This is a genomic window from Pseudooceanicola sp. NS-SX9 (assembly GCF_057380705.1).
The window spans coordinates 778202-798752 of the sequence record NZ_CM170818.1 but is presented as its reverse complement, the minus strand read 5'-3'; the positions used below and the strand labels follow the sequence as shown (position 1 = coordinate 798752).

Here is a 20551-nt window from a genome sequence, read left to right as displayed (position 1 = left end):
TGCGCGCGAAGACTCGGGAAGGCACAGGCGATGAGCGACGATCCCTATGAGGTGCTGGGCGTATCGAAGACGGCCAGCGCGGATGACATCAAGAAGGCCTATCGCCGGATCGCCAAGGACAGCCACCCGGACCTGCATCCGGGCGATGCTGCGGCCGAGGCGCGCTTCAAGGCCGCAGGCGCCGCCTACGACCTGCTGAAATCCCCCGAGACCCGCGCCCGCTTCGATGCCGGTGAAATCGACGCCACGGGGCAGGAACGCCCGCGCGAGCGCCCCTTCTACCGCGATTACGCCGATGCGCCCGGCAACCCCTACCGCCAGAACACCCGCTACGAGGCCAGCGGCGACGAGGCCGACATCTTTGCCGAATTCCTGCGCCGCCAGGGGGCCCGCGGCTTTGGCGATGGTTTCGGCGGCACGCAGGGCGGTTTCCGCGCCCGCGGGCAGGATGCCCATTACACGCTGCAGGTCCCCTTCCTTGAGGCCGCGAATGGCGGCACGCTGCGGATCAGCCTGCCCACCGGCGATCTGGAGGTGAAGATCCCCAAGGGCGCCCCCGACGGCCAGGTGCTGCGGCTGCGCGGCAAGGGCGGCGCGGGGATCGGCGGCGGGCCTGCGGGCGATGCCTATGTGACGCTGCAGGTGCAGCCGCATCCCCAGTTCACCCGCGACGGCGACGATATCGAGACCACCCTGCCCGTCACCCTCTACGAGGCGGTGCTGGGTGCCAGGATCGAGGCCCAGACCATCGCCGGGCCGGTCAAGGTGGCGGTGCCGCCGGGGGCGACCAGCGGCCAGGTGCTGCGGCTGCGCGGCCGGGGCATCGCGGCGGCGAACCGCCCGGCGGGCGACCAGCGCATCACCCTGCGCGTCGTGCTGCCGAAAGAGGTCGATGACGACCTGAAGACCTTCATGGAAAGCTGGGCCAAGGCCCATCCCTACGATCCCCGCAAGGCAGGCAGCGCATGACCAGCACCCGTTCCTACACCGAAGCCGAGGTCATCGCCCGTGTCGGGCGGCTGGATCAGACGCGGCTGACGCATTTCGTCTCGGCCCGGATGATCCGCCCGGCCAGCGATGGCGCGGCCCCGGTCTATCGTCCCGTCGACATCGCCCGGGCCGAACTGCTGTGCGACCTGTGCGACGATTTCGGTCTGGCCGACGAGGCGCTGGAGATGGTGATGCAGCTGATCGACCAGCTGCACGGCACCCGCGGAGATCTGGCCGCCCTGATGCAGGCCCTGGGCCAGGAACCCGCAGAGATCCGCGCGCGCATCCTCGACCGGCTGTAACGCCACGCCGGAGGCCCGGATCAGGTCATGTCCCGCGCCCCGGGGCAACGGCCCGTTTCCTGCAGGCCACCGGACCTGCCTCGTGCAACGGTCTGCCACCTGTGATCCAACGGCCCTGCCCCACACAACGGCCAGCCGCCTGCGGGCCACCGGCCCTGCCTCGTGCAACGGCCAGCCTCCTGCAGCCCAACGGCCCCGCCCCGCACAACGGCCTGCCGCCTGTGATCCAACGGCCCTGCCCCACACAACGGCCAGCCTTCCGCGATCCACCGGCCCTGCCGCGTACAACGGCCAGCCGCCTGCGGGCCACCGGCCCGCCCCGCACAACGGCCGGTCTGCAGGCCATGCAGGCCCGGCCCTGCGGGCCCTCCCGCAAAGGGATCGCGCCCGTCGCCCCCTAGACCTGCGCCAGCCGGAAGGCGGGGCGCGGCACCGGGAAGCGGGCGCGGTCCTCGGCGCTCAGGCCGCTGTCGGTGATCACGGTCGAGATCGCCTCGATCGGCGCGGTGCGGTGCAGCGCCCGCGACATGAAGCGGCTGCTGTCGGCCAGCAGCACGACCTCGGTCGCGGCCTCGATCATGGCGCGCTTCAGATGCACCAGCTCCAGATGGGTTTCCGACACGCCCGCCTCGTCCACCGCCGCCGCCGACATGAAGAAGATGTCGCAGTGCAGATCCCGAAGAAAGCTCTGCCCCGGCTCCCCCAGCAGGCTGAACGAACCGAACCGGCACGCCCCCCCCGGCACGATCAGCGTGATGTTTTCCCGGTAGGTCAGCGCCTTGGCCACGTGCAGGTCGTTCGACACCACGGTCAGGGGGATGTCCAGCCGGGCGATCTCGTCCGCCAGGATGTGGCAGACCACGGCGCCGGTGTCGATCAGCAGCGACTGGTGCGGCTCGATCATCTTCAGCGCCTCGGCGACGATGGCCTGCTTTTCCTCGACCGCGGTGCGGCGGGACTGGTCGGTCGAGGGCTCCCATGTGGCACGCGAGCGAATCGCCACCGCGCCGCCATGGGTGCGCCGCACCAATCCTTCGGAGGCCAGCAGATCCAGATCCCGCCGGATGGTCGAGACCGAGATCCCGAACATCCGCGCCAGATCCTGGCTGGACCCCGCCTGGTTGAGCTTGAACCACTCGATCAGGTGCTGGCGCCGCTCGGCGGGCAGCATTTCGTCGTTCGAGAACTCGTTCAGGTCGGTCATCTCAGGTCCTTCTCGGCACCGCGCCCCGCAGGGGATTTACAGGAGGCCGGGCAGCCACAACACGATCTGCGGGAACAGCGCAAGGATGATCGTGCCCAGGCACAGCAGCCCGAAGAAGGGCGCGGCGTCACGGGTGGTCTGGCCCAGGGTGCGCCCGGTCAGCCCCTGCAGAACGTAAAGGTTCAGCCCGACGGGGGGCGTCAGGGCGCTCATCTCGATCATGATGACCAGATAGATGCCGAACCACAGCGGATCGAACCCCGCCTGCTGGATCAGCGGCACGGCAATCGGCACCGTCATCACCGTCATCGAGGTGCCATCCAGGAACATCCCCAGCACAACATAAAGCAGCGCCAGGATCAGCAGCACCCCATAGGGCGACAGCCCCAGCGAGGCGATGCCCTCGGTGATCATGGTGGGCAGGTGCATATAGGCAATCGAGGCCGACAGGAAGGCCGAGGCCGCGATCAGCATCAGGATCATCGCCGACACCCGGATCGTCGACATCAGGCTGTCGCGCATCAGCTGCAGGGAAAACTGCCCCGTCACGATGGTGATCACCACGGCGCCGAAGACGCCCACGGCCGCGGCCTCGGACGGGGTGGCGATGCCGGAATAGATCGAGCCCAGCACCACCACCATCAGCACCGCGATGGGCACCAGATCCCACAGGCCCCGCAGCACGGTCTTCGGGGTGATGGTGCCCTCGAACTTCGGGGCGCGCGACGGGTCGATCCTTGCCATCAGCGCGATGTAGCCCGCGTAAAGCCCCGCCATCATCAGCCCCGGGATCAGCCCGGCGGCGAACAGTTTCGCAATCGAGACATTGGCCAGCACCCCGTAGACGATCATCGCGATCGAGGGCGGGATCAGCAGGCCGAAGCTGCCGGCGCCCGCCAGCGATCCGGCCGCCAGCCGCACGTCATAGCCGCGCGCGCGCAGTTCCGGGATGGTGATCTTGCCCACCGTCGCCGTTGTCGCGGTCGACGACCCCGAGATCGCCGCGAAGATCGTGCAGCCGAAGACGTTGGTATGCAGCAGCCCCCCCGGCACCCGCGCCACCAGCGGCGCCAGCCCCCGGAACAGCCGCTGAGAGATATCGGTGCGGAAGATGATGTCGCCCATCCACATGAAGATCGGGATCGCGGCCAGCTCCCACGAGACGGCCGAGGACGAGATGACTTTGGTGGCGATGGAACCGATGCGCGCCGGGCTGAAATCCAGCACCAGATACATCGCCGAGGCGCCCACCAGCATCAGCCCGGAAAAGATCCAGACCCCGGCGCCCAGGAACAGCGCCAGAAGGCCCAGCACGACAAAGGCGGAAGCGGCAATCGACATGGCAGATCCTTCCCGGGTCAGGCAGCGGGGGTCAGGGGAACGGGGCGACAGGCGGCCGGGCCGAAGGCTGCAAGGCGCAGGGCGGCGGCGTTCAGGACGCAGGGCAAGGCGGCGGTTCTCAAGACAGGTCTCACGGCGGCGGCTCTCACAGCGACAGGGCGCGGTCTTCGGACAGGCCGACGAAGACCAGGCGCAGTGCGCGCACCACGATCTGCAGCAGGATCAGGCTGAAGCCCGCCAGCATGAAGGTTTCCGGGATCCACAGCGGGATCGAGATCATCTGCTGGCTGGTCGAGCCCCTGAGGTACAGCTTGACCACCGTCTTCCACTGGTAGCCGATCAGGAACCACATGATCCATCCGGTGGACAGCAGAGCGAAGGCCTCGGTCAGCCAGCGCGCCCGCAGGGGCAGTCGGCCGGTGATCACCGTCACCCGGATCATCGATCCCTGCTGCAACGCCCAGGGCGCCGCCAGGAAGGTGACGGCCGCCACCCCATAGGCCACCAGCACATCCGACATGAAGGTCGACAGCGAAAACATCCGCAGCACGATCTCCAGCAGGATGAGCGCGGTCATCAGCACCAGAAGCCCCGCCGAGACCACCGCCGCCGCCGCATTGATCCCGGCCGAGGCGCGCTCGGCCCAGGTCAGCCAGCGCGGATCGGCGGGCGGGGTGTCCGTTGTGTCGGTGCGGGCACCGGGCAGGTCGGAAGCGCATTCGGCGGTCATGGGGGCAACTCCATCCCAAGGCAGTCAGGGGCCAGTCAGAGGCCAGTCCGGGCCCGGGCGCCCAACGCGCCCGGAACGGGATCGCGCGGGCTCAGGCGGCCTGCTTCTTCAGCTCTTCGAAGCGGGCCAGCACGGCCTTGCCGCGATCGCCGGTCTGCTCCAGCCAGCTGTCCTTGACCGGGCCGCCGGCGGCCTGCAGGAAGGTGAACACCTCGTCGGGGATGTCGGCGGCCTTGGTGACCTTCATGCCGTTCTTGGTCATCAGGTCGTAGGCCTGCTGGATCGAATCCACCATGATCTGCCAGTTGTACTTGTCGCAATCGTCGACGACGGCGACCATCGCCTCCTGCACGTCCTTGGGCAGCGCGTCGTAGCTGTCCTTGTTGACGTGGTACATGAACAGCCCCATGGCATAGTTCATCTCGCTGAAATCCGAGACATAATCCCACAGCGACAGCTGCCGCGCCCCATCGGCCGAGGTCAGCACCGCGTCGATGCCCCCAGTCGAAAGCTGCGGGATCAGGTCGGCCCAGGCCACCTGCAGGGGGGCGGCGCCGGCGTTTTTCATCGTCTCGGTGCCGTTGACGTCATAGGTGCGGATCCGCAGCCCCTTCAGCGCCGCCTCCGAGGTCATCGGCGCCTTGGCCGAGATCCCCGAGGGCGGGTTCGGCATCGCCCACAGCAGCACCATGCCGTTGGCCTCGAAGACCTTGGCATATTCCTCGCGGGCGGCCTGCCACAGCAGGTAGGCCTCGTCCGGGGTTTTGGCGATGAAGGGCAGCGACGACAGGTTGAAGATCGGATCGATGCCGCCCAGCTGCGTCATCAGTGTGACGGCGGACTGCACCGCGCCATCCTGCACCGCGTCGAACTGGTCGGCCGACTTGTAGCCGAGCGCCCCGCCCCCCTGGTAGTTGATGATCAGCTTGTCGCCGACCTTGGCCTTGAGCGCCTCGATGAAATGGTTCGCGGCTTTGCCCGACAGTGCATCGGCGCTGTATTCGTCGGCCATGTCCCAGGCGGGACCGGCGGCGAAGGCGGGGCCACCGGCGGCGGCAAGCGCGCCGATGGCGGTGGCAGACTGCAGGAAGAGGCGGCGGTTCATGGTCATGTCGGATTTCCCTGTTGCGATCTGAAGGAAAGACGGCCGGTTTCCGGCTCTGGCTTGGCGCAGGATGCAGCCTTCGGGCCCCCGCACGGCCCCATGCAGGCATCTGTGCATGTTTGTGTCAACATTCCTCCACACTCTCCCATCACTATGGCGAATCTCGCGCATGAATTCGCAGCGATTGCCAAAATTAGGTGCATCCCAGATGAATTTTCACTAGGGCATGACGTTTTTCGTTCACAAAAACGCAAAGCTGAACAAGCGTGAAAGGGCAGACGACGCGCCGGATGCCCTAAACCCCGGCCCGCATTGGACAGCTTCTCATGACCGGATGTGCCCTGAATATCCCTTATATTTCTGAAACCCGACCATTGTGTCGGGGCAATTTCCGCATCCTTTCGGGCCGAAACCAATGGGCACGGATGCGGGAATCGGCCACATCACCCACCGAATCGCGGCAAAATGCGCATGGACGACGGGCAAACATGAAGCTTCATGATCGTTTCCGCCGGAAGGCCGGTGCAAAGCGCGCAGCCGCCTGCCCCGCCCTGCCAGCGTCCCTGCAGCCCTGACACGAGCCCTGACATGATCCTCGATACCATCTCGCGCATCACCCCCGACACCGCCGCGCCGCCCCGGGCCGATGTCGTCATCATCGGCGGCGGCATCGCCGGCATCACCGCGGCGCTGTTTCTGGCCGAGGCCGGCCAGCGCGTCGTGGTCTGCGAAAAGGGCCGCGTCGCCGCCGAGCAATCCAGCCGCAACTGGGGCTGGGTGCGCCAGATGGGCCGCGATCCCAAGGAACTGCCGCTGACCATCCGCTCGCTGGAGCTGTGGCGGGGCCTGGACGCGCGCTTTGGCATCGACACCGGCTACCGTGAGACCGGCATCACCTATGTCTGCCGCACCCCGCGCGAGGTCCGCGACTTCAGCGCCTGGGCCGATGTGGGCCGGGACACCGGCATGGATTGCGTCAAGCTGGACGGCGCCGGGCTGCGTGAGCTGCTGCCGGGCATCGACAGCCGCTACGTGATGGGCCTGCACACCCGCACCGATGGCCGCGCCGAACCCTGGCGCGCCGTCCCCGAGATGGCGAAGGCCGCGCAGCGCCTGGGCGCCGTGATCCTGGAAAACTGCGCCGTCCGCGGGATCGAGACCCAGGCCGGGGGGCTTTCTGCGGTGATCACCGAACAGGGCCCGATCCGCACCGAGCGCGCGCTGGTGGCCGGCGGCGCCTGGTCGCGGCTGTTCCTGGGCAATCTGGGGATCAACTTTCCACAGCTGAAGCTGCTGGCGACGGCCGCGCGCATCGAAAGCGCCGCCGCCATCACCGACATGCCCGTGGGCGGCGGCGACTTTGCCTTCCGCAAGCGGCTGGACGGCGGCTATACCGTGGCGCTGCGCAATGCCAACGTCGCCTCGATCGTGCCCGACAGCTTCCGCCTGCTGCCCGATTTCCTGCCCACCCTGCGCACCAGCTGGCACGAGCTGAAGCTGCGCGTGGGCAGTGACTTCCTGACCGAACTGCGGATGCCGCGCCGCTGGGCGCCGGACCAGATCACCCCGTTCGAGCAGATCCGCACCCTGGATCCCGAACCCGACGGCCCCTTCCTGCGCCAGGCGCTGAAGAACCTGGCGCGCGCCGTTCCGGCCTTTGCCGATGCCCGCCAGACCCATGCCTGGGGCGGCATGATCGACGCCACCCCCGATGCGATCCCGGTGATCTCGGACGTGCCGGCGCTGCCGGGGCTGTTCATTTCCTCGGGCTTCTCGGGGCACGGCTTTGGCTCGGGGCCCGGCGGCGGCGAACTGGCGGCCGAGCTTCTTCTGGGCAAGGTCCCGCGGACCGACCCCGCCCCGTTCCGCCTGACGCGGTTCAGGAACACCCACTCCGAAGCCGCCGCACTGGCGGCGTGACGCAGAACAGGACAGCACACCATGGCATGGAGAATTGGCGTGGATTCGGGCGGCACCTTCACGGATGTCTGCCTGTTTGACGAAGCCAGCGGCAAGGTCGAGATCTGGAAGGTTTCCTCGACCCCGGACGATCCCTCGCGCGGGATCACCACCGGCGTGGTCGAGGGGCTGGAACAGGTCGGCGCCACCGCCGCCGATCTGTCCTTCCTGGGCCACGGCACTACGGTTGCCACCAATGCCCTGATCGAACTGAAGGGCGTGAAGACCGGGCTGATCGTGTCGGACGGCTTCCGCGACCTGCTGGAGATCGGCCGCCAGAAGCGCCCCAACCTTTACGACATGTTCGCCGAAAAGCCCGAACAGCTGGTCACCCGCGACCTGCGCCGCGAGGTTCCCGAACGGCTGCGTCATGACGGCAGCGTCGAGGTGCCGCTGGATGCAGACGCCCTGCGCGCCGAACTGCGCGCCCTGAAGGCGGCCGATGTCAAGGCGCTGGCGGTCTGCTTCCTCTACGGCTTCCTCAATACCGAGCACGAGGCCCTGGCGCGTCAGGTCATCGCCGAGGAACTGCCCGATGTCTTCGTTTCGGCCAGCCACGACGTTGCCCCCGAGTTCCGCGAGTTCGAGCGCCTGTCGACCACCGTCGTCAACGCCTATCTGGGCCCGGTGATGCAAAGCTACATCCGCCGCCTGAAGGACCGGCTGGACGGCATCGGCCTGCAGGTCGCGCCGCAGCTGACGCAATCGAACGGCGGCGTCATCGGGTTCGACACCGCCGCCAACCTGCCGGTGCGCACGGTTCTGTCGGGCCCCTCGACCGGGGTGGTGGCGGCACAGGCCATCGGCCGGATGGCGGGGTTCGATCACATCATCACCTTCGACGTGGGCGGCACCTCCTCGGATGTGGCGCTGCTGCAGAACGGCGTCTGCCAGCTGACCGGCGAGGCCGATGTGCATGGCTATCCGATCAAGGCGCCGATGCTCGACATCCACACCGTTGGGGCGGGGGGCGGCTCGATCGCGCATGTCGACACGGGCGGGCTGCTGAAGGTCGGGCCGCGCTCGGCCGGGGCGCATCCGGGACCGGTCTGCTATGGCCTTGGCAATACCGAACCCACAGTGACGGACGCCAACATCGTCCTGCAGACCCTGAACCCGGTCGAAATCCTGGGCGGCCGCATGAAGGTGCGCCGCGATCTGGCGGTCGAGGCTGTGCAGCGGCTGGCCGACCGGCTGGGCCTTGGGGTGATGGAAACCGCGCAGGGCATCATCTCGGTCGTGACGGCCAACATGGCCAAGGCGATCCGGGTGATTTCCGTGCAGCGCGGCCATGATCCGCGCGACTATGCGCTGATGGCCTTTGGCGGCGCCGGTCCCCTGCACGCCGCCCGCCTTGCGCGCGAGCTGGACATGGCCAAGGTCATCGTGCCGCTGACGCCCGGGACGCTGTGCGCCCTTGGCCTGCTGCTGACCGACCTGCGCGCCGATTTCGCGATCTCGCGGCTGATGGCGCTTGGCGATGCGGCCCTTGCCCCGGTCGAGGACGGCTTTGCCGATCTGACCCGCCAGGCCGGTGCCTGGTTCGATGCGGAAAAGATCACCGAGGACCGCCGCGTCATGACCCGCACCGCCGACATGCGCTACATGGGCCAGAACTATGAACTCTCGGTGCCGGTGCCCGCCGGTCCCGTCACCGCCGACACCTTCCGCGCGCTGGAAGAGGGGTTCGAGGCCGCGCACCGCCAGCGCTTCGGCTTTGTCGCCGCGGGCGAGCCCATCCAGCTGGTCACCCTGCGCCTTGAGGCCGCGGGGATCGTCACCAAGGCCGCCTTCACCCCCGCCCCCGATGCCGGCCCCGATGCCGGCGCGGCGCAGATCGACACCCGAGAGGTCTGGATGCCCGAGGCGGGCGCCTTCCTCCCCTGCCCGGTCTATGCCCGCGCCGGTCTGAAGCCCGGCAATGTCATCACCGGCCCCGCCATCGTCGAGCAGATGGACACCACCACCGTGATCCTGCCCGACATGACCGGCACCGTGGATCCCTACCTCAACCTTATCCTGGAGGTGACGGCATGAACGCGCACAGCGCCCCCGCCGTGGCCATCGACCCGATCACCGTCGAGGTCATCGGATCGGCCCTGCAATCCATCGTCGAGGAAATGGGCGAGGCGCTGGTGCGCGCCTCCTACTCGACCAACATCAAGGAGCGGCGGGACTGTTCGACCGCCCTCTTCGATCACCGCGGCAATACCCTGTGCCAGGCGGAACACATCCCCATGCACCTTGGGTCCTTCCTGGGGGTGCTGCCCGCCATCGCCCAGCGGTTTCAGGCCGACGACATCCGACCCGGCGATGTCTTCATGGCCAATGACGCCTATGCGGGCGGCGCGACCCACCTGCCCGACATCGTGCTGGCGGAACCGATCTTCGTCGACGGCACGCTGATCGCCTGGGCGGTCAACACCGCGCACCATTCCGATTTCGCCGACCGCGGCCATGAACACATCTATCAGGAGGGGCTGCGCATCCCGCCCGTGCGCCTCTATCGCGAGGGGGTGCTGAACGCCGACCTGCAGGAGATGTTCCTGCTGAACTGCCAGGTCCCGCGCGAGCGGATCTCGGACCTGCGGGCGCAAATGTCGGCGAACCGGCTGTGTGTGCAGCGGATGGCGGATCTGTGCGTGAAATACGGCACCGAAAAGGTGCTGGCGGCGGGCGACGCCCTGCAGGATTATGCCGAGCGCAAGATGCGCACCGCCATCGCCGCGATCCCCGACGGCACCTATACGTTCGAGGACCAGTTCGACAGCAACCAGCGCCCCGAGCAGATGACCTTCTCGGTCGCGATCACCGTTTCGGGCGACGAGATGACGCTGGCGTTCGACGGCCCGCCGCAGGTCCGCGGCGGTCTGAACCTGATCTATACCTCGCTGCTGGCGGCCGCCTATTTCGCGGTGAAATCCGTGCTGGATCCGACGGTTCTGCCGAATGCCGGGCTGGCGCGGCCGCTGACGGTGACAGCGCCCGCGGGCTCGATCCTGAATTGCCGCCACCCGGCGGCGGTGGATGGCCGGATCGCGGCGGCGCAGCGCGTCACCGACCTGGTCTATGGCGCGCTGGCCAAGGCGCTGCCGGGCAAGGTGATGGCGGCCGGGAACGGCTGCTGCTCGGGGGCGCTGTTCAACGGGTTCGACGAGGATGGCAACATCTGGGTCTATCTGGAAACCATCGGCGGCGGCGGCGGCGCGCGCCCCGGGGCCGACGGGCTGTCGGGGATCCATGTCGGGCTGACCAATACCTCGAACCTGCCGGTCGAGGCGTTGGAGCTGGAATATCCCCTGACCCTGCTGCGCTACGAGCTGGTCGATGGATCGGCCGGCTGCGGCACCTGGCGCGGCGGCATGGGCATCCGCCGGGTCTACCGCGCCGAGCGCCCCTGCCGCTTTACCGTCGAGGGATCGCGCGTGGCCTCGCATCCCTGGGGGCTGGACGGCGGGCTGCCCGCCGATTGCACGCATCTGGATTTCGGCGACGGGCGCACGACCTTCGCCGGCATGGTGGATCTGGTGCCCGGGCAGATCGTCTCGATCGTGACGCCCGGCGGCGGCGGCTATGGCGATCCCGCCGCCCGCCCGCCCGAAGCCGTCGCCCGCGATCTGGCCGAGGGCCGCATCAGCCGCGACACCGCCCGCACGGTCTACGGCCTGGACGCCTGATCTCCCTCGTCCAGGACGTCTGTCGCCCCGCCCGGACCGGTCCCGGGCGGGGCGACCCTTTTTCAGGGGCCCTGCCGCGACGTGACAGCGCCGCCGGCACGACACCACAACCCCCTGCTTTGCCTGCGTTTTGAAGGCCCACCCCGGGGACCTGCCCCGGCCACCGGCAAGGCGGCGCCAACCCTGATCCCCGCGCCCTGTTGCGCGATGGCCCCGCGCTGCCTATAAGCCGCGCCGCACCGGTCGCAGCCCACCCGGTCATCAAAACAAGGGACCCACTATGAAAACACTCGTCATCTGCTCTGGCGGACTGGATTCCGTTTCCCTGGCCCACATGGCCGCCGAAACGCAGACCCTGACCCGCCTTGTTTCCTTCGACTATGGCCAGCGCCACCGCAAGGAACTGGCCTTTGCCGCCGAAACCGCCGAACGCCTCGGCGTGCCGCACCACCTGATCGACATGCGCGCCATCGGCGCCGCGCTGAGCGGATCGGCCCTGACCGACGACATCGACGTGCCCGACGGCCACTATGCCGAGGACACGATGAAGATCACCGTCGTGCCGAACCGCAATGCCATCATGCTGACCATGGCCTTCGGGATCGCGGCCGCCAAGGGCGATCAGGCCGTGGCCACCGCCGTGCATGGCGGCGACCACTTCATCTATCCCGACTGCCGCCCCGCCTTCACCGAAGCGTTCGAGGCCATGCAGCGCGCGGCCCTCGACGGCTATGCCGATGTGCGGCTGTGGACCCCCTTCGTGCACCGGCCGAAATCCGACATCGTGCTGGAAGGCGCCCGCCACCACACGCCGTTTGATCGCACCTGGTCCTGCTACAAGGGCGGCGAACAGCATTGCGGGCGCTGCGGCACCTGCGTCGAACGCCGCGAGGCCTTCGATCTGGCGGGTCTTCCCGACCCCACCGCCTATGCCGATCCCGATTACTGGCGCGAGGCCATCGCCAACCGGGAGGGCCGCTGATGTACCGCATCCGCAAGGAATTCCACTTTTCCGCCTCGCACCAGCTGACCCACCTGCCCGCCGATCACCAATGCGCGCGGATGCATGGGCACAACTATGTCGTGGTGGTGGAACTGGCCTCGGCCACGCTGAACTCTGACGGGTTCGTGCGCGATTATCACGAGCTGAAGCCGCTGAAGACCTATATCGACGACCAGTTCGACCACCGGCACCTGAACGAGGTGCTGGACACCCCCTCGACCGCCGAGAACATGGCCCGGCATTTCTTCGACTGGTGCCGGGCGCGCTGGCCGGAAACCGCAGCGGTGCTGGTCAGCGAGACGCCCAAGACCTGGGCGGAATACCGGCCATGACCCTGCGCATCGCGGAAATCTTCGGCCCCACGATCCAGGGCGAAGGCGCGCTGATCGGGGAACCCACCGTCTTCGTGCGCGCGGGCGGCTGCGATTATCGCTGCAGCTGGTGCGACAGCCTGCACGCCGTCGACAGCGCCTATCGCCACGACTGGGCGGCGATGACGGATGCGCAGGTGATGGATCAGGTCCGCAGCCTGTCGGGCGGGCGGCCGCTGACGGTTTCGGTGTCCGGCGGCAACCCCGCGATCCAGGATTTCACCGGCGTCATCGCCCTGGGCCGCGCCGAGGGCTATCGCTTTGCCTGTGAAACCCAAGGGTCCATCGCGCGGGACTGGTTCGCCGATCTCGACACGCTGGTGCTCAGCCCCAAGCCGCCCTCTTCGGGGGAAACCACCGACTGGGCGGCCTTCGCCCGCTGCCTGAGCGCCGCGAAGGGCGCCCGCCAGGTGGTGATGAAGATCGTCATCTTCGACGATGCCGATTACGCCTATGCCCGGGACGCGGCCGAGCGTCACCCGGAACTGCCGCTTTACCTGCAGCCCGGCAACCCCGAGGTCGACCCCGATCTGCCCGTCAGCCTTGAGGCCACCACAGCCCGGCTGGAATGGCTGATCGACAAGGTGACGGGGGATCGCTGGTTCACGCCGCGGGTGCTGCCCCAGCTGCATGTGCTGGTCTGGGGCAACCGCCGCGGCGTGTGATCACACCTCGCCGCGGCGCCAGGCCAGGCAGGCCTCCAGATAGGCGCGGGCATCGCCGGATGGCCGCACCAGGCCGATCAGATGCGCAAGCTCCTGCACCGGGTCCTGCGCGCCATCCAGGAAGGCCGCGTGCTGATCGTAGAGGTCGGCGATCTCGGTCCGGGAGATGTCGCGCAGCATCCGGTCGGTGCCCTGGCGGAACGGCAGACGGTCGCGGTAGGTGCCGGGCAGCCAGGCGAAATCCACGTCATCCTCGTCATGCAGCTCGATCCCGTCCATCGCCAGGCGCACCTGTTCGGCGATGCGGCGGCCGGTGCGCTGCCAGCCGTGCAGCGTGGCGATCCGGCGCGCCAGCTGCGCCACCGGCAAGGGCCCCTCGTCACCGACGATCCGGTCGATCTGGCGGGCCAGCTGCGGCAGGTAATCGTCATCAAAGAAGCGATCCGCATCGGGGTCGGGCAGGTCCGACAGCGGGCGGTCGTCGTCCTGCGGGGCCCGAAGATCGGCGTCGGGCTGATCCAAGGGGGCCTCGGGCGCGGGCTGGTCCGGTTCGGCAAGGTCTTCGGGAGGGGCTTCGGGTGCGGGCAGTGCCAGCATTTCGGGAATGTCCGCGGCGCGTTCGGCTGCGGCCCGGGCACGGGCGGCGCGGTCGGTGTCCAGATGCGCCAGCAGCGCCTCGTGGATGCGGTCGGCCACCGTCACCGGGCTGCGGAACCAGTCCGTCGACCAGATGCGGAAGATCGTCCAGCCGAGGTTCTCCAGCACCGCCTGGCGCACCTTGTCCCGGTCCCGCGCCGAGGCCGAGCCGTGATAGGTTGCCCCGTCGCATTCGATCCCCGCCAGATAGACGCCCGCATGGTCGGGATGCACCACGCCCAGGTCGATGCGGAACCCCGAAACGCCGATCTGCGGCCGCAATTCCCAGCCCCGGGCCTCGATCGCGGCCTTGATGGCGCCCTCGAAGGGGTTTTCCACCGGCCCGAGCGATCCGTCGTCCTGCGCGGGCAGCGCCACAGGGCCGCGGGCCGCGAAATCCAGGAACGCCTTCAGGTGCCGCACCCCGGTCGCCCGGGTCCGCGTCAGGTCGATCTGCTCGGCCCGGATCGAGGTGAAGACATGCAGCTCCTCGCGGGCGCGGGTGACGGCGACGTTCAGGCGTTTCTCGCCGCCCTCGCCATTGAGCGCCCCGAAGGCCATCGACAGCCGCCCCGCCGCATCCGGCCCGAAGGTGACCGAGAACAGCATCACGTCACGCTCATCCCCTTGAATGTTCTCAAGGTTCTTGACGATGACGGGCTCTTCCCGGGCGTCCTCGAAATACCATTCCAGATCGGGGTTGCGGCGGCGTTCCTCGTCCAGAAGGTCCAGGATCAGGCCCTGCTGTTCGCTGTTGAAGGTGATCACGCCGATGGTCTGGCGCTGGTCCTCGGGGCGTTTCAGCTGGGCGGTCAGGCGGCGCACCGCAAGGGCCACGATGGCGCGGGCCTCGGCCTCGTTGGTGCGGCCCTGCCCCCGGCCATAGGTGCCGTCGACCTGATGCAGCTGCACCGCCTCGGAGCGGGTCGAGGGCGAGGGGAAGGTGATCAGCCGCCCGCCATAGTAATGCCAGTTGGAAAACGCGATCAGCGCCTCGTCGCGGCTGCGGTAGTGCCAGTTCAGCTGCTGGGTGGGAATGCCCGCGGCCGAGACCTCATCCAGGATCGAGGGCATGTCGCGCTCGGTCTCGGGCAGGTCGTCCTCGGTCTCGTCGGTGCGGCCGAAGAAGTTGGTGGGCGGCAGCTGTTTCGGATCGCCCACGATGATCGCCTGACGGCCGCGCGCGATGGCGCCGATGGCGTCCCAGGTGGTGATCTGCGAGGCCTCGTCAAAGATCACCACGTCGAAGGCCGCCTGCCCGGCCGGCAGGTACTGCGCCACCGACAGCGGCGACATCAGCACGCAGGGCGCCAGCTTGGTGAAGGTGTCGGGCATCTCGTGGATCAGGCTGCGGATCGGCATCGAGGGGCGTTGCAGCCCCAGCTGGTGGCGCAACGTGCCCAGTTCGGATTTGCGCGGCACCGCATCGCGGGGCGGCAGGCCGTGCTGGACCCGCGCCAGGATCTGGCCGGCGGCCATCTGGGTCGCGCGGCTGTCCAGATCGCGGAAACGGCGGATGGCGTCTTCGTGCGACCAGTGGGTGAAGCCGCGCAGCACCGGTTCGGCATCCAGCGCCCGGGGCAGCCACCAGGTGGCATAGGCGGCCTCGAAGGCGGCGGCGGCATCGGGGACGGTGCCCAGTTCCACCGCATCGACCAGCGTCGACAGGCCCGCGCCGCGCGCCTGGGTGCAGGCGGCCATCCAGCGCGCCCAGTCGGGCAGCACGTCGCGATGCGCCAGCGTCTGGTCCAGCGCCTGCAGCAGGGGTTCCAGCGCCATTGCCTCGGGGGAACTGTCGGCGGTGTCGCCCAGCCGCACCGCATCGGCGCGCCAGGCCAGGTGCTGATCGCGGAACCGCGCCAGCGCCGCCTGCAACGGCCCCTCCTGCCCCGAGGCCAGATCCTGCGTGGCGCCCTGCCAGGCGGCGGGGTCGGTGACGGCGGGGGCCAGACGGGCCAGGGTGCGGCGCAGGGCGGCTGCCGCCTCGGCCCAGGCGGTCAGGCGGGCGGGATCGGTCTGCAGACCGTCAAAGGCGGGGCAGCCGTGCAGCGGCAGGGCGGCGATCTGTGCCTCGGCCTCTTGTGCGCGGATCAGGGCGGCGATGTCGCGGGCGGGGTCGGCCTCGCCCCCGGTCGCATAGGTCTGCAGAAGCTTGCGCACCGACGACAGCGCCATCGAGGAGAACGGCCACATCTTCGCCTGCGCCTGCCGCCAGTCGGTATCCAGCTGCTGCAGGGGGATGCGGTCCAGCCGGTCCATCGGATAGCGCGCGGCACAGTCGGCAGCGGCGCGGGCGTGATCGGCCAGCAGCCCGGTCAGGGTCGCCACATCGCGGGCGAGCGTTTCCAGGTCGCGTTCCAGCGCGGGGCTCAGATCGCCCGCGCCCCTGGGCAGATCCGCCAGCCGCTTCAGCTGGTCCAGCGTGTCCGGCGTGATCGTGGCGTCGCCGCCCAGCCCGGTCCGGCGCAGCAGGTCGCGGGCCGTGTCCAGCAGCGCCCGGGCCGAGCCCCGCAGCGCCTCGGCCCGCGCCAGCAGGTCGTCCTGCCAGGCATAGGACCAGTCCTGCACCCCGATCAGCGGCAGCGGCGGCAGATCCGCGACAATCTGATGGCAGCGGCCCAGGGCCTCGGCCAGACGCGAGAGATGGGCATAGCTTTCCGCGTCATGGGCATCCTTGCCCGCGAACGACAGGGTGAAGGGCGGCGCCTCGTCCACGGCGCGGCCGATGGCGGTGAAGACGCTGAACCCCTGCGTGCCCTTGCGGTGCAGCGCCTCGACATAGGCGTTCAGCTGGTCGCGGGTCACGCCCAGATCGTCCGTGACCTTCTGCCAGCTGTCCGCCCCGCCCGACACCGCCCGGTTCCAGCTGCGGCCCAGCTGGTCCAGCACCGACTTGCGGTCGGCCTTGTTGGAATGCAGCTCCAGCACGGCATCCGACAGGCCGGTGGCCGCCAGACGGCGATGGACGACCTCCAGCGCGGCGGATTTCTCGGCCACGAAGAGGACGGTTTTGCCGAGCCCGAGGCACTGGGCGATGATATTGGCGATGGTCTGGCTTTTGCCGGTGCCGGGCGGGCCGATCAGCACGAAATCATGCCCCTCCTGCGCGGCCAGCACCGCGGCCAGCTGGGAACTGTCGGCGGGCAGCGGCGTGAACAGGTCGCGCGGCGCGATCCGGCGGTCGACATCGGCGGGCTGCGGCAGGCCGGCAGCACCCTCGGGCAGGAAGGCCTCGGTTGGGTTGTCGACCAGATGCCGCACCAGCGGCGCCTTGCGCAGGCTGTCGGTGCGCTCGACCAGATCCTTCCACATCAGAAACTTGGCGAAAGAGAAGGTCGACAGCGCCAGTTCCTCGACCACTTCGAAACCCGCCACGTCGCGGACCCGCAGGCGCAGGGTCTCGAAGATGCGGCGCAGGTCATAGCCCGCCTCGTCGCGGGGCAGATCGCCTTCCAGTTCCGGCACATGCAGGTCGAAATCGCGCTTGAGGAATTCCAGCAGCGTGGCGTTGAAGCGCACGTCGTCCTCGTGATGCTCGATCACGAACTCCGACTGGGCCGAGCGCCGCGACAGCTTGACCGGGATCAGCAGCAGCGGCGCGCGATAGGTGCGCCCGTCGGTGTCGGACTTCTTCCAGCGCAGGAAACCCGCGGCAAGGAACAGCGTGTTGGTGCCGCCCTCCTGCAGGTCGCTTTGCGCCCGGCGGTGCAGTTCCAGCAGGCGCTTGTCGGTCTCGCGGCCGGTCAGCGGCACGGCCAGCTGATGACGCTGGAAGGCCTCGGCCGCGACCTCGGCCAGAAGGCGCGGTTCATCCGCGGCCAGCAGGTCGCGGGTGCCAAGGGGGTCCTCGTCCTTCAGCGCCAGGGTGCGGAATTTCGCTCCGCCGGTCAGCTGGTCCTCTAGCGCGGAAATGTCGGGGCACAGCAGCGGCAGCGTCTGGCGGGTGTCGCTGAAGTTCAGCAGCCGGTTGCGCAGCGACAGGTCCAGCAGCTTGCGCTGCCAGCGCGCCACCCGGTCCTGGGCGGTGGTGGGCTCGACCTCGACCAGATCGCCGGGCAGCAGGCCCAGATCCAGCGGCTGCGGCAGGGCGGCGGGGCTGGCGGGAATGTCCTGCACCCCGGCCTCGTCATTGCGGTGGCTGGCCAGGGGGCGGATGCGGGCGGCACGGGCGCGGCGGATGTCCAGCGCCATGCGGAAGGCATGTTCGTTGCGTTCCGCCACATGGTCGCGGGCGGTATCGACGGCCTGGGCAAAGCCGATGGTCGGGCGCTTCGTCAACAGCGTGGTTTCCGCCATGACGAATTCGCGCGCATCGACCGCCTTGCGCACGCACATCACGTCGGGTTCCGCCACCGTGCCGAAATCGCGCGGCGTCAGCCAGACGCCGACCCAGGCATGACCGTCCGAGATCAGCACCACCGGGTTCAGCCCGGCGGCCTCGAAGGCGGCGGCCATCAGCAGCGTGCTGTCAAGGCAGGTGGCCAGCCCCTCGGCACGGATGCGGGCCGGGCTGCGGATCTTCTGGCCACGCTCCTCGAAGCTGGCGGGCGGCAGGGCATAGGTCAGCCCCAGGGCGGTCGCCGCCGACCAGATCGCCCCGGCCAGCATCCAGGCCCGACCCGGGTCCTTGGACTGGTAGCCGTCGATGGCGCCGCTGTGGCCGCCGGCCTCCAGCAGGCGGCCCGCCTCCTTCAGGATCTGGGCCACCACGGCATCGTTGGGCGACACGAAGGCCGCCAGCAGCTGCGTCATCTCGGCCAGCCCGCCCCATTCGTCGCGCGCCAGCAGCTCGATCGGACGGGAGGCTTCGGCCAGCAGCCGTTCACCCTGGCGGACCTCGAGGCGCAGCTCGCCCAGCTCGGCCTCGTCCAGCCCGCCCAGCAGCGCGGTGTCCAGCGGCGTGTCCAGATCGGTCAGGCTGCGGCTGTCGCCCGGCGCCATCCGGTCCAGCACCCAGGTCTTCGGCCGGATCAGCCCGGGGCGGCAACTGACCGTCACCTCGACCGCTTCCTGCAGATCCCCCGAGGTATTGGTCAGCGTGACCTCGCGCAGCACCGAAACCCCGTTCTGCGACGAGGCGAAATTGACCTTGCCCGCGGACCCGAGCGTGACCTCCAGAGGTGAGGTCGAAGAATGCTCTGCGGTATCGAACGTCATGGGTCCCGGGCCTTCCTTTAGCGTCATGTCATTGAAACGGCTGCATATGCCTTTTGCCCTGTCAATTGCATCCGCCGCGTTTGCGCAAGGCGAAGTCTTGCCGGACGTGCATGTTTCGTTCCTTTACGCATTTGGCGCAACCCTGCCGCTTACCTGTGCGCAAAACGCAACCCCCGGGACCCTGGAAACGACGAAGGCCCCCCGCCCGTCACCGGGAGGAGGGCCCCTGAAGCAAGATCGCGCGACTCAGAGCGCGTGCTGGTAGACCGTGCGGACCTCGTCCTGGGTCATCGGCCGGGGGTTGGCATCGACCAGCCGAGAGATCCCCTCGATCACCTCGCGGGCCATGCCGGGGATCGCGGCCTCGGTGACGCCGACCTGGGCCAGGCGGGTCTCAAGACCCGAATCGGCCAGCATCGCCTCGACCTCGGCGATCATCGCCTCGGCGGCGGCGCTGCGGGTGGCAAAGGACTGCCCCGGCATCAGCACCTGCGACAGGCGGGCATATTCGGCCTCGGCCACAGGCAGGTTGAAGCGGAAGACGGCCCCCATCACCAGCGCATTGGCATGGCCGTGCGGCACGTGGAACCCGGTGCCCAGCGGATAGGACAGCGCATGGACGGCGCCGACGCTGGCGTTGATGAAGGCCATGCCCGCCAGCGTCGCCCCCAGCAGCATGGATTCGCGCGCCGCCAGATCGTCTGGCACATCCAGCACCCGGCGATAGTTCGGGCCCAGCAGGCTCAGCGCCTTGTCGGCCAGCATGTCCGACAGGGTGTTCTTGCGGGTGCGGCTGGTGCAGGCCTCTATCGCATGGACCATGGCATCCAGCGCCGTCGCCGCCGTCACGCGCCGCGGCATCCCGGTGGTCAGCGTCGCATCCAGCAACGCCACGTCGGGCAGCAGCTGCGGCGCATAGACCGCCTTCTTCTCGTGATCATCCGAGGTCAGCACCGACACCCAGGTCACTTCCGACCCGGTGCCCGCGGTGGTCGGGATCTGCACCAGCGGCATCCGCGCGCCGCGTGCCCGGTCCGACCCGATCATGTCCGCGATCTCCTGCCCGGTGCCGGTGGCCAGCGCCACCACCTTGGCGGTGTCCAGGCTGCTGCCGCCGCCCAGGCCAACCACCCCGTCAGCGCCCATGGCCCGCGCCTGGGCAATGGCCTCGTTGACGATGGCGATCGGCGGATCGGCGGCCACCTTGTCGAACAGCTCGCCCCCCAGCCCGGCGTCCCGCACGGACCTCAGCGCCTCTTCGGCAAAGCCGCAGGCCACGATTCCGGGATCGGTGACGATCAGCGCCCGCGTCACGCCCAGCCCCCGCAGGATGCTGCCCAGCTCGCGCAACCCGCCCGCCTGGCAGATCACCCGCGGCGTGGTCATGAAGGTGAAACCCATCTCTTCGTCC

At 68.8% G+C, this 20551-nt stretch carries 14 protein-coding genes; 8 read left to right on the top strand and 6 right to left on the bottom strand.

Translation table 11 applies throughout. The features are described 5' to 3' along the window. Positions 1 to 30: 30 nt before the first annotated feature. The gene (locus tag AC2ITM_RS03775; RefSeq protein ID WP_486468497.1) at positions 31 to 969 is read left to right on the top strand and encodes a DnaJ C-terminal domain-containing protein; all 939 of its coding nucleotides are present in this window, start codon (positions 31 to 33) and stop codon (positions 967 to 969) included. After that, positions 966 to 1292, top strand: a complete 327-nt coding sequence (locus tag AC2ITM_RS03770; RefSeq protein ID WP_486468496.1) for a hypothetical protein — start codon at positions 966 to 968, stop codon at positions 1290 to 1292. Before AC2ITM_RS03775 ends, AC2ITM_RS03770 begins: the two co-directional genes overlap by 4 nt. A 397-nt stretch (positions 1293 to 1689) precedes the next feature. On the opposite strand, the gene AC2ITM_RS03765 is transcribed toward AC2ITM_RS03770, so the two are convergent. The 4 genes from AC2ITM_RS03765 to AC2ITM_RS03750 form a co-directional block, all read right to left on the bottom strand. Next, the gene (locus tag AC2ITM_RS03765) at positions 1690 to 2496 is read right to left on the bottom strand and encodes a DeoR/GlpR family DNA-binding transcription regulator (RefSeq protein ID WP_486468495.1); all 807 of its coding nucleotides are present in this window, start codon (positions 2494 to 2496) and stop codon (positions 1690 to 1692) included. Positions 2497 to 2532: 36 nt separating this feature from the next. Next, positions 2533 to 3837: a TRAP transporter large permease gene (locus AC2ITM_RS03760; RefSeq protein ID WP_486468494.1), complete on the bottom strand. Its 1305-nt coding sequence runs from the start codon at positions 3835 to 3837 to the stop codon at positions 2533 to 2535. A 145-nt stretch (positions 3838 to 3982) separates the two neighbouring features. Further along, positions 3983 to 4567, bottom strand: coding sequence for a TRAP transporter small permease subunit (locus AC2ITM_RS03755; protein WP_486468493.1), 585 nt, complete (start codon positions 4565 to 4567; stop codon positions 3983 to 3985). Between the two features lie 91 nt (positions 4568 to 4658). After that, on the bottom strand, positions 4659 to 5678 hold the full coding sequence (locus tag AC2ITM_RS03750; RefSeq protein WP_486468492.1) for a TRAP transporter substrate-binding protein: 1020 nt from the start codon (positions 5676 to 5678) through the stop codon (positions 4659 to 4661). 582 nt (positions 5679 to 6260) lie between these two features. Here AC2ITM_RS03750 and AC2ITM_RS03745 point away from each other — a divergent pair. The 6 genes from AC2ITM_RS03745 to queE all read left to right on the top strand — a co-directional run bounded on the left by AC2ITM_RS03745 (position 6261) and on the right by queE (position 13347). Beyond that, the gene (locus tag AC2ITM_RS03745; RefSeq protein WP_486468491.1) at positions 6261 to 7592 is read left to right on the top strand and encodes an NAD(P)/FAD-dependent oxidoreductase; all 1332 of its coding nucleotides are present in this window, start codon (positions 6261 to 6263) and stop codon (positions 7590 to 7592) included. 21 nt (positions 7593 to 7613) lie between these two features. Beyond that, positions 7614 to 9668, top strand: coding sequence for a hydantoinase/oxoprolinase family protein (locus AC2ITM_RS03740; RefSeq protein WP_486468490.1), 2055 nt, complete (start codon positions 7614 to 7616; stop codon positions 9666 to 9668). Next, the gene (locus tag AC2ITM_RS03735) at positions 9665 to 11308 is read left to right on the top strand and encodes a hydantoinase B/oxoprolinase family protein (RefSeq protein ID WP_486468489.1); all 1644 of its coding nucleotides are present in this window, start codon (positions 9665 to 9667) and stop codon (positions 11306 to 11308) included. The genes AC2ITM_RS03740 and AC2ITM_RS03735 overlap by 4 nt, the downstream gene beginning before the upstream one ends. Positions 11309 to 11588: 280 nt before the next feature. Further along, complete coding sequence (queC, locus tag AC2ITM_RS03730) at positions 11589 to 12290, top strand: 7-cyano-7-deazaguanine synthase QueC (RefSeq protein ID WP_486468488.1); 702 nt, start codon at positions 11589 to 11591, stop codon at positions 12288 to 12290. Beyond that, entirely contained in the window at positions 12290 to 12643 is a 354-nt protein-coding gene (queD, locus tag AC2ITM_RS03725; RefSeq protein WP_486468487.1) for a 6-carboxytetrahydropterin synthase QueD, read from the top strand. Before queC ends, queD begins: the two co-directional genes overlap by 1 nt. Next, entirely contained in the window at positions 12640 to 13347 is a 708-nt protein-coding gene (queE, locus tag AC2ITM_RS03720) for a 7-carboxy-7-deazaguanine synthase QueE (RefSeq protein ID WP_486468486.1), read from the top strand. The genes queD and queE overlap by 4 nt, the downstream gene beginning before the upstream one ends. Here the strand turns inward: queE and proA are convergent, their stop codons facing one another. Both proA and AC2ITM_RS03710 read right to left on the bottom strand, forming a co-directional pair. Beyond that, positions 13348 to 19140: an anti-phage protein ProA gene (proA, locus tag AC2ITM_RS03715; protein WP_486468485.1), complete on the bottom strand. Its 5793-nt coding sequence runs from the start codon at positions 19138 to 19140 to the stop codon at positions 13348 to 13350. A 246-nt stretch (positions 19141 to 19386) separates the two neighbouring features. Further along, entirely contained in the window at positions 19387 to 20541 is a 1155-nt protein-coding gene (locus AC2ITM_RS03710) for an iron-containing alcohol dehydrogenase (RefSeq protein ID WP_486468484.1), read from the bottom strand. Positions 20542 to 20551: the final 10 nt, after the last annotated feature.